This is a genomic window from Helicobacter sp. MIT 00-7814 (assembly GCF_003364115.1).
Taxonomy (GTDB): Bacteria; Campylobacterota; Campylobacteria; order Campylobacterales; family Helicobacteraceae; genus Helicobacter_F.
In genome coordinates this window covers 43,168-58,325 of sequence record NZ_NXLL01000007.1, presented here as the reverse complement: position 1 = coordinate 58,325, position 15,158 = coordinate 43,168, and the positions used below count along the sequence as shown (strand labels likewise).

The window sequence follows — 15,158 nt, the reverse complement described above, 5'->3', positions numbered from 1 at the left end:
GGGTTGCGTGGAGTTTGTAGAGTGGATTCAAAAATTTGTGGGCGAGGCTAATGGCTTTCTTTATACCTATTTTTTGGTGTTTGCGCTCATTGCCTGCGGGCTGTATTTTACTATTCGCACGCGTTTTATTCAAATCCGCTTTTTACCCTATGCTTTCAAACTCTTACGCGAGCGCGGACACGAGGAGCATGTAAGCCCATTTGGCGCATTGATGATTTCTACGGCTTCGCGCGTTGGCATTGGCAATATTGTCGGTGTTTCGGTGGCTATTAGCGCAGGGGGCGTTGGTGCGCTCTTTTGGATGTGGGTGACTGCGATTTTGGGCGGAGCGAGTGCTTTTGTAGAAAGCACACTAGCACAAGTGTATAAACGCAAGGACGGCGCGTATAACTACAAAGGCGGACCGGCATATTACATAGAATCCGCGCTTGGCTCAAAAACCTTTGGAATCTGCTTTGCAATCTCTCTTATCTTTTGCTTTGCTTATGGGTTTAATGCCTTGCAAGCCTACACACTCACTTCAGCTTTTGAAGTCTATGTCGGCGCGCAAGCCTTTGAGGAAGGGCATTTTAAAGTGTTTATTGGTGTGATTTTGGGCTTATTTGTCTCGGCTTTTTTCTTTGGTACAAACAAATCTTCAGCTTTCATCACTTCTATTCTTGTGCCTATTATGGCGGTGGGCTATCTTGGCGTGGCGTTTTTTGTGATTATTAATAACTTTGCGCTTTTGCCACAAGCTTTTAGCCATATTTTTGAAAAGGCTTTTGATTTTCAAGCGATTTTTGGGGGCTTTGCAGGAAGTGCGATGGTGATTGGCATTAAGCGCGGGCTTTTTTCAAATGAAGCAGGTATGGGCTCTGCGCCAAATGCTGCAGCCAGCGCGCACACAACCCACCCAGCAAAACAAGGCATGGTGCAAACGCTTTCTGTCTTTATTGACACGCTTATTATCTGCACGGCTACCGCGCTTGTGGTGCTTTGCTCAAGTGCTGATGTGAGTGGGCTCAAAGGTTTGCCTATTATGCAAAAGGTGATGGAGGGCTATTTTGGCAGTTTTGGACTGCATTTTGTAAGCCTTTCTGTGGTGCTTTTTGCCTTTACTTCGCTGATTGGGAATTTTTTCTACGCGCAGATAAATTTCAAATTTATCACAGAAAATAAGATTCTGCTAAATATTTTTCGCCTAAGCGCTGTGCTTATGGTGTTTTTTGGCACGCAAATAAATTTTGGCTTTGCATGGGATTTGGCAGATATTTTTATGGGGATTATGGCGATTACAAATATTGTGGCGATTGTATTGCTTGGGAATATCGCACTGCGCGTGTTAAAAGACTACGAAAGACAGCGCAAAGCCGGGCTTGACCCGCATTTCAAAGCCGCTGATATTGGGCTAACAAACACAGAATGCTGGAAGTAGCCTATGGCAAATGTTAGTGTTTTTGGCGGGGGCGCGTGGGGAAGGGCGCTGGCTTTTGCATTTTCACAAAAAAATCAAGTCAAAATTATCTCGCGCAAAAAGTTAGAGAATCTTAGCCCAAATATCACGCAGGTGGATATTAGCAAAGGGCTAGATTCTGAATTTTTCATTATAGCCATTGCGACAAATGCTTTGCGAGGCTGGCTTGAAAGTGTGAATCTGCCAAAGACAAGTAAGATTCTCTGTGCGTCAAAAGGCATAGAAACCACAAACAGCGCCTTTGTAAGCGATATTTATGAAAATTTTATAGATTCAAACAATCTTGCGTATCTTTGCGGTCCTAGCTTTGCTGCTGAAGTGATGCAATCCCTTCCTTGCGCGCTGGTAGTGCATTCTAAGAATCTCGCTCTTGCAAATGCGTTTGGTGCGCTCTTTCCTAGCTTTATCAAAGCGTATGCAAGCGCTGATGTGATTGGCGGAGAAATCGCAGGCGCGTATAAAAATGTCATCGCCATTGCTGGGGGGATTTGCGATGGTTTGGAGCTAGGTAAAAATGCGAAGGCTTCGCTTTTAGCGCGTGGGCTGGTAGAGATGAGTCGCTTTGGAGAATTTTTTGGCGCAAAAATGGAAACTTTTTTGGGACTTTCTGGCGCGGGAGATTTGTTTCTTACTTCAAATTCCACAATGTCGCGCAATTACCGCGTGGGGCTTGCTCTAAGTCAAGGCAAAAAGATAGATTCTATCCTTTGTGAGCTTGGCGAAGTGGCTGAAGGTGTCATCACAGCAAAAGCCATCACGCAAATCAGCCAAAAACACGCAATCCACGCGCCCATAGCACGCGAAGTAAGCGCCATCATTGAAGGCAAGGACGCAAAAACTAGCCTCAATGCGCTAATGGATAAGTAGATTCTCAATCTCGATAATTTTAAAAAGGCACGCAAAGTGCTGTCATAAATTACAAAACAAAGCGCGCAATTAAATTTCTCAAAGAGAATCTTAGTATAATGCGTGCTCAAATTATCTCAAAGGAGTTTGCATGCTAAGGCGTTTTGCTTGTGTGTTTATTGTATTTTTTTGTGGGAATCTCTTTGGGATTGACGCCACGCTAGAGATTGTCAAAAATTCTAGCAAACTTCCATTTATCACAATCGAGCATATTTCTGACAATAGCGAGTATGGGCAAAAAGTCATCGCCCATCTTGATGCGGATTTGCGTGTGAGCAGTCATTTTCAAGTGGAAAAAAGTGGCGATGTGAAAGATTCTTCTATTGATTTTCAAAGCTATAAGGACAAAAAAATCGATCTCATCGCGCGTGTGAGTGTGACAAAAAAAAGCGGTGGCGTGATTGGGAATCTCGCGCTTTATGATGTGAATTCCGCTTCAAAGGTGCTAGAGCGCAGTTATAATAGGGAATCTTTGGCAGAGTTTCCCTTTGTCGCGCATGCAATGGCAAGTGATATTAACGCTTATATCAAAGCCCCGAGCATTGAATGGGTAAAACAACCTGTCGTGCTTTCAAAATACACGACTTCTGGGAATGCGGATATTATGCTGGCTGATTACACGCTTACTTTTCAAAAAGAAATCATCAAAGGCGGGTTTAATATTTTCCCAAAATGGGGCAATAAGAATAAAAGCGTTCTTTACTTCACAAAATACATTGACAATAAACCAACGATTTTGAAATATGATTTGCTCACAAATGCAATTGAAGGCGTGGTAAGTAGCGATGGTATGGCGGTAGTCTCTGATGTAAGCGAAGATGGCTCAAAACTGCTTTTATCACTCACACCTGCTGGAAGCGCGGCTGATGTGTATCTCTATGATGTCAATGCAAAGAATCTAAAAAAACTTACAACCTTTTCTGGCATTGATGTAGGCGGGAAGTTTATCAACAACGAAAAGGAAGTGGTATTTATCTCTGATAGGCTAGGCTATCCAAATGTATTTTCCACAAGCATTGATGGTGGCGCGGTGGAGCAAGTCGTTTTCCACGGGCGCAATAATAGCTCTGTCTCAAGCCATGATAAAAGAGTAGTTTATACAAGCAGGGAAAGCAACAATGAGTTTGGCGCAAACACTTTTAATATCTATCTTATCGCGCTTAACTCAGATTATATCCGTCGCTTAACAAGTGAAGGCTCAAATCAAATGCCGACATTTTCAAAAGATGGAAGCAATATTATGTTTATCAAGCACACTGCAAATCAAAGCGCGCTAGGCATTATCCGCTTAGATTATAATAAAAGCTACTTTTTCCCTTTGCCAAAGGTGAAGATTCAAGCCTATGATTGGTAAGAATACGCGTTTATGCGGTTGTTTAGGAAGTGTGATTGTATTCCTTGACAAAAAATATTTAGAGGCTATAATATTGAGACTTTTACACAAGGAGCGATGAAATGAAAAAGGTTTTAACTCTTGGCTTATTTGGAAGCCTTGTTGGGGGCATGCTATTTTTGAGTGGTTGTGGCGATGATGCGACTGTGACAACAGGCGGAAGTGGCGCGGTAGCAGTGCAAGGGGCTGATGCGCAAAATGTGCAAGTTGTAGATGCTTCTACAGGCACTACCACACAAACTGCACAAACTACACAAACAGGCACTGATAATTTCGTGCAGCCTGATAGCTCAAGCTTGAAAAATATCCTTTTTAAATTTGATAAATACGATATACAAGCAAGCATGGTAGAAAGAGTAGATGAAGCAGCAAATGCGCTAAAAAATGCCGGCGTAAAAGTCGTATTAGAAGGCAATACAGACTCATTTGGAAGCGATGAATATAACTTCGCACTTGGCAAAAAACGCGCAGATTCTGTGAAAAATGCACTCACTACACGCGGTGTAGATTCTCAAAATATCTCAACCGTTACTTATGGTGAAAGCAAGCCTGTATGCACACAACCCACAAAAGAATGCTATCAAGCAAATAGACGCGTTGAATTTAAAGTCGTGCAATAATTGCCACAAAACATTAAAAAGCAAGCGCAAGGAAGGCGATGAAGGTATTTTCACTTTTTTTGCTCCTTGTGCTTTTTAGCTTTGCCAAAGAGCCTTCCGCATTTGAAAAGCAAAGTGGTGCTACAAAAAAAGATTTATCCACTCTGCAAAACTCAATCCAAAGCCTTAATAATGTCATCGAAAATCTACAATCTCAAACAGATGGAATCAAGCAGTCTCAAGAGGGCTTGCAAAGTCTCTATGAATCCCAAAGTCAAAAGCTCCAAACCACTGCAAACAAGGCGCTGACAAATGAGCAAGAGATTCTAGCGCTAAAAACAGAGCTAGAAAATCTCAAAAAGCAAAGCGAGGAAAACACCAAAAATATCACACTTCTGCAATCTCAAATCAAAGAAATGCAAGCGCTTGTGGTGAAAACTCAAGATTCTATCCTTACGCAATTAGAAAAGCTCAACGCTAATAATGCGCCAAAAGCAACCACGCAAGAATCTAAAAAGCCTCAAGATTCTAAACCAAAGACTTTTGATAAAACAAAGCAACCAGAACTTTTCGCACAGGCAAAAGAACATCTTAACGCAAAGCGCTATAAGGATTCTAAAGAAATTTTGTTATGGCTTAAAAGTCTAAATTACAATCAACCAGAGGTACTTTTTTACCTAGGCGAGGTGGCGTATTTGCAAAAAGACTATAACCTTGCTATCCGCTATTATAAGCAAAGTGTTGGTTTAAGCGAGCAAGGCAAATATATCCCCACACTTTTGCTTCATAGTGCGCTGTCTTTCAAGGGGATTAAAGATTTAACAAATTATAATAACTTCTTGGAAGCCCTTATTGCAAACTATCCAAAGAGCAAAGAGGCAGCCCAAGCAAGGGAGCTACAAAGCAAAAATTCCAACAAACCCAAATCAACAAAATAAAGGAAATAAAAATGATTGAAAAAAACAAAGTAGCAAGTATTGAATATGAGGTAATCGATACGCAAAGTGGGAATATTATAGATTCCAACAAAGGTGGCGCACCGCTAGAATTTTTAGTCGGGGCAAATCAAGTCATCGCTGGCTTAGAAAATGCACTTTTAGGCAAGAAAACAGGCGAAGTTATCAAAACAGAGATAAAGCCTGAAGATGCCTATGGCGTGTATCAAGCCGATCTTATCCAAGAGGTGGCGCGCGAGCAGTTTAGTGGCATTGATTTAAAAGAAGGCATGACGCTTTTTGGACAAAGCGATGATGGGCAGACTACGCAAGTGATTGTGAAGGGCTTTAATGATGAAGTTGTGATTATCGACTACAATCACCCGCTAGCTGGGAAAGCGCTTAGCTTTGAAGTGAAAGTGCTTGGTGTGCGCGATGCGAGCGAGCTTGAAATCTTGCAAGGTGGCGTAGGTGGAGGCTGTGGCTGTGGAAGCGAGGGCGGACATGATCATGGCGGACGCGGTGGCTGCTGCAGTAGTGGCGGTTGTGGCTGCGGACATTAATATTTACTACATTTTAGAGAATCTAGTGAGATTCTCTAACCTCAACCCCTTATAATACAATCCCATAACCTTAGCAATTAAAAAAGCTCATGTATGTGTGCGGAGCTGGATCAGAGGCGATACCAAAATAAAAAGGAGCAGATTCTCAAACAACCAAATAGCGTTAAAGAATCTACAGAATCCAAACAATACAAAAAGGCTTTGTATGTGCGCGCAGTTGGAAACAAAGCGGAATTTATTTCCGCGCAGTTGAAAGCGGAGCGGAGCTCATAAGAGTTTCACTCTTATGAGTGATACATTTAATTAGGTAATAGCGCCCATAAATTTCAATGCCTTTTTAGTGAGGTTTGAAATCGGCAGTAAATCCCCCAAATGCGCGAAAACAAAGTCGCTACCTAATGGATTTTTAGAATCTAGCGGGAATTCTAGTGCATACACAGAAGCAGTGATTTTGTATTTTGTATAAGAATGCTTAAAATCCCCTATATAGCGCGCTTTGGCTTGTTGCTCAGATGAGAAATCCCCCAAATGTGGCAGATTATAAAGCCCCGCATACAAGCCACTTTCTGCCTTTTGAAGCGCAAAGCAAATACCTTCAGAATCCCGCGTATAAAAAATACAAAGCTTAAGATGCAGATTCTCATATTTTTTGGCAGTTTTCAAAGGGTATTGCATAGGCGCAGCTTTGCCTTGACAAAATTCACTCAAAGGGCAAATCAAGCAACGCGGGGCAGGCGTGCAAATAAGCGCCCCCAAATCAAGCAAAGCTTGATTGTGATCAAAACTCGCATCTTTATTAAGCAGGCGTTGCGCGAGACTTTCAAGCTCTTTTTGAGTTGGATTTTGCAACGCAAAAAGGCGCGCAAAAAGTCGCTTAATATTAGAATCCACAAATCCTACACTCTCCCCAAAGCCAAAACACGCAATCGCCCCTGCTGTGTAGCTCCCAATGCCCGGAAGTTGCTTTAGAGATTCCACATCTGCGGGCAGCCGCGCGCCATAATCCCTCACGCAAATTTGTGCGCATTTTCGCATATTGCGCGCGCGGGAATAGTAGCCTAGCCCCTGCCATAACAAAAGCACTTCAGATTCTTGCGCGTCACTTAGTGCGCGCAAAGTCGGAAATCGCTCTAAAAATGGAAAATAAAAAGACTCCAAAACGCGCGAAACCTGTGTCTGCTGTAGCATAATCTCGCTCACATACACGCCATACGCCTCGCTCCCATCACGCCTAAGGTTGCGCCATGGAAGCTCTTTACGCCCAGCTTTGCCATACCATTCTAAAATGCGCTGTTGCACCAAAGGCAAAGAGGAAAAAAGCAAAGGCATATCCTAGCAATACGCCCGCTTATACAAATAAAATATCCCTACTCCAAGCGCCAAACCTACGCAATGTGCGAGCAAAATCGATCCGCTAAGTCCAGCGATACTAAAGCACACAAGCGCAATAAATGCCGCCGTGCAAACATAAGGTAACTGCGTCAAAAAGTGGCTCTGCACCGAGCACCCAGCCCCTGTGGCTGAAAGAATAGTCGTATCAGAAATGGGCGAGGCATGATCGCCAAACACCGCACCACTCAAAATCGCAGAAATCACAAGCACGATTTCAATCCCATTCACCTGCGCCAAACTCGCCCCGATGGGAATCATAATCGCAAAAGTCGCCCAACTCGTGCCTGTGCAAAATGCGATAAACCCAGAGATAAGAAAGCTCACCAAAACAATCACAAAGCTCGCATTCATCGTGCTAGATTCTAAAAATTCACGGCTAAGATTTGCCAAATATTGCCCCGTGCTTAAGTCATCTTTGATAATCGGTCCTATCGCCCACGCAAGCACCAAAATAAGGCACGCAGGCAACATCGCCGCACTTCCTTGCCTAAATATTGGCGCAAAATCCGCTAGCTTTAGATTCTTAAAAGAAAGCAAAATTGTGAGGATAAACGCGCCAAATCCACCCCAAAAAAGTGAAAATCCCGTGTCCGTTTTGCCTAGCATTGAAATAAGGTTAAACTCCCCGCTATTGCGATAGCCGGTGTAAAAAATAAGCCCCGCCACAAAGCAAATAAGCGCAAGGACAGGAATGACTAAAAGCCACACGCTCGTATTTTTGCTAGAATCTAGCTCGAAGCTCTCCACCACACCGACATTTCGATATTTGTGCATAGCGGGCAAATTAATCTGCCATAAAATTGTCAAAAACACGCCCAAAAGCGCAAACCACGCATAAAAATTCGCCCAAATGCTTTCAAACAAAAGCAAAAAATTATCTCCGCTAAAATTTTTATCCAACTGCACGAGGATATACGCGCCCCAGCTAGAAATGGGCATCAAAATGCAAACCGGCGCAGAAGTAGAATCAATCACATACGCAAGGCGTTCGCGCGTAGAGTGATTAGCGTCATTTAAGGATTTGCTAATCTGCCCCACGCTCAAAGCATTAAAATAATCATCAATAAAAATCACAATCCCCGCGATAAAAGCCACAAATTCCGAACCTCGCGCACTTTTGACGCGCTTCCTAGCCCATTTCACAAATGCGCCAATACCGCCAGAGTGGCTCATAAGCTGCGTTAAGATTCCAAGCAAGAGCAAAAATCCAAACACATACACGCTTTGCATATTAAGCGCGCCATCTTCATAAAACACCGCGCCAATCTTTGTTATCACATATTCCACCGCGCCAAAAATATCGCTCCCTTTCATCATAAAACTCGCAAGCACGATACCCAAAAGCAGTGAAAGCACCACGCGCTTTGTGATAAACACAAGCGCAATCACAAAAATCGGCACCACCAAACTCAACGCAGAATCTGCATACATAACTTTTGCCTTCTATTTTAAAAATATAAAAAAATCCCGCGCATTGTAGCAAATATGGGCTGAAAATGATTAAAGATTTTTAATCAAAACCTTGATTAAGATCGAAAGAGATTCCTCGCGCGATTTGGCTGTTTAGAATCTATTTTTTTATCGATCAATTTACCTCAGCCTCACAATCCCATTTAAGAAAAATCGCAAGTATGGATACAGCTCGTTTAGCTCTAATCCATGAGAATTGCCTGTTAGCAAAATACGCAAGGGCTTAAAAAAGCTTTTGCCTTTTAGGTTTGTGCGCGCTAAGAGAGCTTCTTTCAGACTTTCATATTCTTGCAAGGCGCTAGATTCTGCTTGTATGAGTTCCTGCAGTGCATTGTAGAGAATCTGCGCTTCCTTGCTAAAATCCTGCCCTTCATAAAGCGCGTAAATATCCTTTGGCGCGAAAATACAATCCATTTTCTCGCGGATTTCATTAAGCGTGCTAGCTTCTTGTAAATGCAGCTTTGCAATCGCGCCGATACTCGCATCGCTTGATTGCAAAAGAAGTGCGAGTTCAGATTCATTGAGCCGCTTCAAATGCTCTCTATTCAAATAACGCAGACGCTTGATATCAAACTTCACCGGCGCTTTTGCGACATTTTTAATATCAAACCACTCAAGCGCATCTTGCAATTTAAACACCTCGCATGGCGTTTTGTTCCCCATACCGATGAGATAGTTACAAATCGCCTGTGGCAAGTAGCCCTGCTCTAAAAGCCAGCTCACACTTGATGCGCTATCGCGCTTGCTCATTTTGCTTCCATTCTCGCCCAAAATGATTGGCAAATGCGCGTAGCCGATATTTTTGTCATAGCCCAAAGATTTATGCACGAGAATCTGCTTTGGCGTATTGCTCACATGATCCTCGCCACGCACGATAAAGCTCACATCATAAAGCATATCATCTACCGCGCAGGCAAAGTTATAAGTGGGAATCCCATCATCTTTTAAAATCACAAAGCTTTCCACCTCATTTGGCGCGAAAGTGAGCTTTCCTTTTATCGCGTCTTCAAAGCTTATCTCTCTATCCGCCCCACGCAAGCGCACCACAGGCTTTGGGTTAGAATCTCTCTCAATCTCCGCCCATGCGCTATCATAGCGAAACGCCCTCTTTTGCTCCTTTGCCTCCTCGCGCTTTTTATCCAAAAACTCCTTGCTACAATAGCAATAAAACGCCTTATCCTGCGCGATGAGATATTCTGCTAACTGCCGATGGCGGGGGAAATTTTCACTTTGATACACGAGCTTATCCCACAAAAGCCCAAAGAGATTGAGAATGCTTAGAATCTCCTTGTCTTTGCCCTCGATATTGCGCGCTGTGTCGGTATCTTCAATGCGGATTAAAAATGGCTGATTTGTTTGCTTAGCGATAATGTAGTTAAAAATCGCTGCGCGCAAGTTCCCAATATGCATATCGCCCGTTGGCGATGGCGCAAAACGCAACATTTTAGCCCTTTAGCATGGACGCAAGCGCGTTGGAATCCACGCTTTCAAAGCGCGCATTTGAAGGCGTGCTAAGCGCCTCGCTTAAAAGAAGCAAAAGCTGCATACTCTCTTCTTGCTTTTCTTGCACATACGCACTTAGCGCGTGAAAATCAGGCGCTAAGCTTAGCGGGGAAGTAAAGCAAATTTCTTGCTTTGTGCCATTAATATTCGCGCTTAGATTCGTATCAAAAAGTGGCGTGCCTAAAAACTGCGCTTCTGCCACGAGCGAGGCGATTTCACTTGTGGCAAGGGATTTTTTAGAAGTAAGTTCAGATTCACTTATTTTTGCTTGTTGCAAATCAGCAGCATCATACAAGCAACCCTGCGCGATTTTGAGAATCTTTGCAAGCACAATTTGCGCACTTTGCAAAGCACCAATAAATTCATTCACGCCTTTTATATCCTCGCCAAAGCGCTTATTTGCCTGCTGTGAAGTCTCGCGATTAAGGGTAGTTTGCGCGCTAGAAATCTGCGCTAAAGTCTTAGAATCTATCATTACTTTTCCTTGCTAAATAAGATTTTCAAAGCTCCTTAAATATGTGAGTTTTAAGCACATTTTATTCCATTTAGGCAGGACGAAGTTATGCTATAATCGCGGGATTTTTTGTCTTAAAATTTTAATTTTCTTAAAATAAGGGGAATAAATGAGAATCTTTTTGCTTTTAATGTTTGCTTTAAAATTCACGCTGTGCGCAGGTGTGGCGCCGATTGATTTTAAAGTATATGATATGCCAAGTGAAGATTCTCAAGGACCAAGCGTGCTTATAATGAGCGGGATTCAGGGCGATGAACCCGGCGCGTATAATGCCACAAATCTTTTTTTGCAATACTACACGATTAAAAAAGGCAGTGTGCGCGTGATCCCAACGCTTAGCCCGCACTCGATGTTTTATAATAGTCGGGGCGTGTATGGGGATTTAAACCGCAAATTTGCGGATTTAGATCCAAATGATCCAGAATTTAGCGTGATTCAAAAAATTAAAGAGCAGATTCTTGATTCAAAGGTGCAGGCGATTTTCCACATGCATGATGGAAGTGGCTTTTATCGCCCAAAATACATTAATGAAACCTTTGGTCCGAAACGTTGGGGAAATTGCTCGATAATCGATCAAGATTCTATTGATGTAAGCCCTTTTGGGGATTTGAAAAATATCATCGAAGTGGTGATAAACCATACAAATAGCGGGCTTTTAAAGCCATTTCACAAATACCATTTGCGCAACACAGAAACTGCCAAAAAAGACACGCAAATGCAAAAAAGCTTGACATTTTTTGCCATCACGCACAATAAGCCAGCTTTCGCGCATGAAGCGTCCAAAACCCTGCCCCTGCGCGAAAAGACATATTATCATTTGCTAGGGATTGAGGGATTTTTGAAGGCTGTGGGGATTGAGTTTGAAAGGAATTTTGAGCTTAACCCCCAAGTGGTGGCAAAGCTCATCAACGATCCAAGCATCACGCTTACAATTGATGAGATTCTTACGCTTCCGCTCTTTTCTCTCAAATCTCCTCTAAATTTTTTCCCCATGCCTTTAAGCGCAAAGAACGATTTGCAAAGCGTGAAAATAGAATCTAAGAGTAAAATTCTCGGGCTTTCTCAAGCGCCTCAAGGCACGGCTTTGGATATAAAATATGGCAATCGCACAATGGCGCGCCTAAATCCTTTGTATTTGGAGTTTGACAAATCATTGCAAAGCGTGGAGTTTGACATTGATGGCGTGAGGCAAGAGGTAAAAATCGGCTCGCTTGTGAAAGCCAAAAAAAGCTTTCTTATCCACACACCGCGTGATGAAAAAAGCACAAATTCTGGCGTGCGTGCAAATGTGATTGGCTTTGTCAAAAAAGGCGATACCTCGCCAACGCCAAATGAATTTGACACTTTGGTGAAAAAAGAAGCGCTTTTTAAGAAGTTTGCCATTGATACAAACGCGCGCATTTATCGCGTGGAGTTTTATAAAAATGATGCTTTTGCAGGAATGGTGCTAGTGGAGTTTGAATAGCCCATGCCTTATAAATAAGACATAGGCTTAAAAGTTATTTTACAACAAAGCTATCAAGCCCAAAATATTTTGCATAAGTTGGGTTAGGCCAGCTTGTTGGGTTAGAATCTGGATTCTGCCAGCCAGTATAATATTTGCAGTTTGACTGAAAATACTTCGGACTTACTACAACATTTTTATTTCCTAACGCCTTTTGTCCCTCGATAAAGCCCACCATTTGTTGCCATTTATTATGCATGCTGTAGCATTCCTTTGCCACATACGCACCATAGACAAACGCCACAAGTAGCAATGCAGCACTTGCGATTTTATAAAGATATTGCATTATTTTACATTCACATTTCGCGCGTAAATACACAAGGAAGCTCGCAAGCAAAGCAATTTTAATCAGCGTATAATGCAGCTGCGCGCGGTGTGGGATAAGAATCTGTATAGTTGCGCTGATATAGAGCATATAAAGTAAAGTAGCAAGTGTCACAATAAGGAAAAACTTCGCCTCATCTCGCAACCCAGCTTTTTTAGAATCCACATACAGCAAGAAACTAACAATCACACAAAAGCTAAGAAACAACACGCTATGCGCGTATGTAAAGATTACATTAATAACTGCTAGCCCAGCAACAGCCACACAAAGGCTCACAAGAATCTTGCAAAAACGCGTAAATGCGTAGATTGCAACGCTCACACAAAGTGTAATATCAAAATAAGTGTTATCAACCTTGCTAAAAATAAATTTTATGCGCTCAATTTTTTGGCTAAAGCTCATATCCCACAAATCTTTCAATGTGAAATATGCGCCCCAACCACGGAAAAGTGCAGCCCTCTTCGCACTTCCGGGGCTAAAATAAAGCACTAAGAATCCTGCCAAAAACCCAAGCCCACCTGTAAAATACCAAAGCGGAAGCCTAATTTGTTTACGCCACGCAATGACTAAACTAGCAAGTAGCACGATAATTATCACAGCATTAAGCTCGCTTGCCCAGCCAGCCACAATGCCTAAAAATAGCATTCCAAGCGATTTCAAAGCTTGCGTAAGAAAAGATTCTTTTTCTCTTTGTGTATTTGTCTGTGCTAATGCCCTGCCCCAAAAGATTCTATAAGGTAAAAGCCAAAGCAAAATAACAAAATATGCCCAAAGATAGTTAAAGCTCCCAGCCGCCCAATAAAAAATCGCACCAAAAGCACTATCAAAAAGTATTAAAACCACCATACCAGCAAAGATTGTCGCGCTCTCAATCCCACCCTTTGGCAAGCGCCCAAAAAGCAAGACAAAAAAGAGATACAGCACGCCAACACCGACAAAAGCATTAATAAAACTAAAAATACTCATTGTCGCAAGATAGCTCCCAAACCAAACACGCGCCATATCGCCAATGCGCCCATTCCAGCCCATATAGCTAGAAATCGCTGCTTGAAAATTGGTGCCTGTATGTCCTAAATCATCGCTCTGCACGGGAAACATTACATTGACAAAAAGCAAAAACACATACAAGCCAAGAAAGATTGCAATACTTGAAAAAAGCGGGGAAAAACAAGAATTTTGAGAATCGAAAGGATTTTTTAAAAAGTTTTTACACTTTGAAAGAAAGCCTATAAGGGGGGGGGGTATTTGATTCTAAAGCTAGAGAATCTGTAGTCATAAACACTCCTTTTTGTGTAGTTTAAAAAAGCGTGGAAGTGTAGCTTAAAAACAAAAGAAAAATCAAGGCTATAAAAAAATTCTGAAAGATTGAAATGGATTTTAGTGCTATTTTGGGAATCTTAAGAAAACTAGAAGCAAAAACCTTGCGTGGTGGGCCTTGCAGGACTCGAACCTGCGACCGATCGGTTATGAGCCGAGCGCTCTAACCAACTGAGCTAAAGGCCCCCCGCCACTTGCAGAGCCGGAATTATACTTAAAAACAAAGCGAAAGGCAAGTGTGTTTTCTAAAATACTCAAAAGCGCGACAAAAGTCATAAAGCTCGTCCCGCCATAGCTCATAAGCGCTAGCGGCACGCCAACCACAGGCGCAAGCCCTAGCACCATGCAAATATTTACCCCCGCATAAAGAAAAAATAACACCGCAATATACCCGCTCACCACCCGCAGGAAAAAGTCTTTCACCGCGCTCAAACAGATATTTAGCAAATACAAAATAAGCAAAAAATACAGCCCCAAAAGCCCCAGCGCCCCTAAGAATCCAAAGCGCTCCACAAAATACGCGAAAATAAAATCCGTGCTTGCGTAGGGGAGGAAATTTAGCTGAGATTGTGTCGCAAGCACTTGAGGCTTCCCACTCACGCCGCCTGAACCTATAGCAATGAGGGCTTGCTGGACTTGATAAGGGTAATTTCCGCTGACAAAGTCATTTATCCTTTTTTCATGGTAGCCCTTCAAAAGCCCGGTGTTTATGGCAATGGTATAAGCTGGAATGATGGTTAAAAACCCGATGAGTCCTAGCGTAATCCAAATCTTTTTATGCACGCCAACCAAAAACAGCACGCCAAAGCCCACAAGCAAGATAATTAACGCTGTGCCTAAATCCGGCTCTAGCAAAATAAGGAAAAATGGCAAGATAATGAACGAGGCGATAATCCCGAAATCTTTCCACCCATAGCCACCTTCTGGCGGGGGATTCTTAGAAATATACGAGGCGAGGAAAAGCATAAGCGCGACTTTCATAATCTCGCTTGGCTGGATTGAAAAGCTTGTAAATGGAATCTCAATCCAACGCCTTGCGTGATTTTTCTCAACGCCCACAAACTTCACCGCCAGCACCAACAATAACAGCAACACATACAAAAAAATAATCGAGTAATTTAAGCGCCTGTAAGGAATAAAAAACAGCACCACAGCCACGCAAAGGCTTAAGACAAGGTATTTTAACTGCTTTGCAAAAAGCACACTATCAAGCTCGCTCACCAAAAAAAACGACAGCACGACTAAAGGCGCAACGAGCAAAATCACAATAAAATCAAAATG

The 15,158-nt window shown here is 42.5% G+C and carries 14 protein-coding genes and 1 tRNA gene; 8 read left to right on the top strand and 7 right to left on the bottom strand.

Annotated elements, in window-relative coordinates:
- Positions 1-7: 7 nt before the first annotated feature.
- The 7 genes from CQA49_RS03450 to CQA49_RS03420 all read left to right on the top strand — a co-directional run bounded on the left by CQA49_RS03450 (position 8) and on the right by CQA49_RS03420 (position 6,125).
- Positions 8-1,417, top strand: coding sequence for a sodium:alanine symporter family protein (locus CQA49_RS03450; protein ID WP_115574572.1), 1,410 nt, complete (start codon positions 8-10; stop codon positions 1,415-1,417).
- Positions 1,418-1,420: 3 nt separating this feature from the next.
- Entirely contained in the window at positions 1,421-2,323 is a 903-nt protein-coding gene (locus tag CQA49_RS03445; RefSeq protein ID WP_115574571.1) for an NAD(P)H-dependent glycerol-3-phosphate dehydrogenase, read from the top strand.
- 130 nt (positions 2,324-2,453) lie between these two features.
- Positions 2,454-3,716, top strand: coding sequence for a Tol-Pal system protein TolB (tolB, locus tag CQA49_RS03440; RefSeq protein ID WP_115574570.1), 1,263 nt, complete (start codon positions 2,454-2,456; stop codon positions 3,714-3,716).
- Between the two features lie 101 nt (positions 3,717-3,817).
- Positions 3,818-4,375: an OmpA family protein gene (locus CQA49_RS03435; protein ID WP_258864172.1), complete on the top strand. Its 558-nt coding sequence runs from the start codon at positions 3,818-3,820 to the stop codon at positions 4,373-4,375.
- Positions 4,376-4,413: 38 nt separating this feature from the next.
- On the top strand, positions 4,414-5,292 hold the full coding sequence (locus tag CQA49_RS03430) for a tetratricopeptide repeat protein (RefSeq protein WP_115574569.1): 879 nt from the start codon (positions 4,414-4,416) through the stop codon (positions 5,290-5,292).
- 11 nt (positions 5,293-5,303) lie between these two features.
- Complete coding sequence (locus tag CQA49_RS03425; protein ID WP_115574568.1) at positions 5,304-5,852, top strand: peptidylprolyl isomerase; 549 nt, start codon at positions 5,304-5,306, stop codon at positions 5,850-5,852.
- Positions 5,853-5,945: 93 nt separating this feature from the next.
- Complete coding sequence (locus tag CQA49_RS03420; protein ID WP_115574567.1) at positions 5,946-6,125, top strand: hypothetical protein; 180 nt, start codon at positions 5,946-5,948, stop codon at positions 6,123-6,125.
- 30 nt (positions 6,126-6,155) lie between these two features.
- On the opposite strand, the gene mutY is transcribed toward CQA49_RS03420, so the two are convergent.
- The 4 genes from mutY to CQA49_RS03400 all read right to left on the bottom strand — a co-directional run bounded on the left by mutY (position 6,156) and on the right by CQA49_RS03400 (position 10,692).
- Positions 6,156-7,175, bottom strand: a complete 1,020-nt coding sequence (gene mutY, locus CQA49_RS03415) for an A/G-specific adenine glycosylase (protein ID WP_258864171.1) — start codon at positions 7,173-7,175, stop codon at positions 6,156-6,158.
- Positions 7,176-7,184: 9 nt separating this feature from the next.
- Complete coding sequence (locus CQA49_RS03410) at positions 7,185-8,675, bottom strand: Na+/H+ antiporter NhaC family protein (protein ID WP_115574565.1); 1,491 nt, start codon at positions 8,673-8,675, stop codon at positions 7,185-7,187.
- Between the two features lie 159 nt (positions 8,676-8,834).
- The gene (gene gltX / locus CQA49_RS03405; protein WP_115574564.1) at positions 8,835-10,157 is read right to left on the bottom strand and encodes a glutamate--tRNA ligase; all 1,323 of its coding nucleotides are present in this window, start codon (positions 10,155-10,157) and stop codon (positions 8,835-8,837) included.
- 1 nt (position 10,158) lies between these two features.
- Positions 10,159-10,692: a flagellar FLiS export co-chaperone gene (locus CQA49_RS03400; protein WP_115574563.1), complete on the bottom strand. Its 534-nt coding sequence runs from the start codon at positions 10,690-10,692 to the stop codon at positions 10,159-10,161.
- A gap of 148 nt (positions 10,693-10,840) precedes the next feature.
- Between CQA49_RS03400 and CQA49_RS03395 the strand changes: the two genes are divergently transcribed.
- Entirely contained in the window at positions 10,841-12,196 is a 1,356-nt protein-coding gene (locus CQA49_RS03395) for a M99 family carboxypeptidase catalytic domain-containing protein (protein ID WP_258864170.1), read from the top strand.
- A gap of 34 nt (positions 12,197-12,230) precedes the next feature.
- Here the strand turns inward: CQA49_RS03395 and CQA49_RS03390 are convergent, their stop codons facing one another.
- The 3 genes from CQA49_RS03390 to CQA49_RS03380 all read right to left on the bottom strand — a co-directional run bounded on the left by CQA49_RS03390 (position 12,231) and on the right by CQA49_RS03380 (position 15,116).
- Positions 12,231-13,700 (bottom strand): DUF6056 family protein, encoded by a 1,470-nt coding sequence (locus tag CQA49_RS03390; protein WP_258864175.1) that lies wholly within the window; start codon positions 13,698-13,700, stop codon positions 12,231-12,233.
- Between the two features lie 286 nt (positions 13,701-13,986).
- Positions 13,987-14,063: transfer RNA gene (locus tag CQA49_RS03385), tRNA-Ile, on the bottom strand.
- On the bottom strand, positions 14,025-15,116 hold the full coding sequence (locus CQA49_RS03380; RefSeq protein WP_309544431.1) for an FtsW/RodA/SpoVE family cell cycle protein: 1,092 nt from the start codon (positions 15,114-15,116) through the stop codon (positions 14,025-14,027). The genes CQA49_RS03385 and CQA49_RS03380 overlap by 39 nt, the downstream gene beginning before the upstream one ends.
- Positions 15,117-15,158 lie beyond the last annotated feature (42 nt).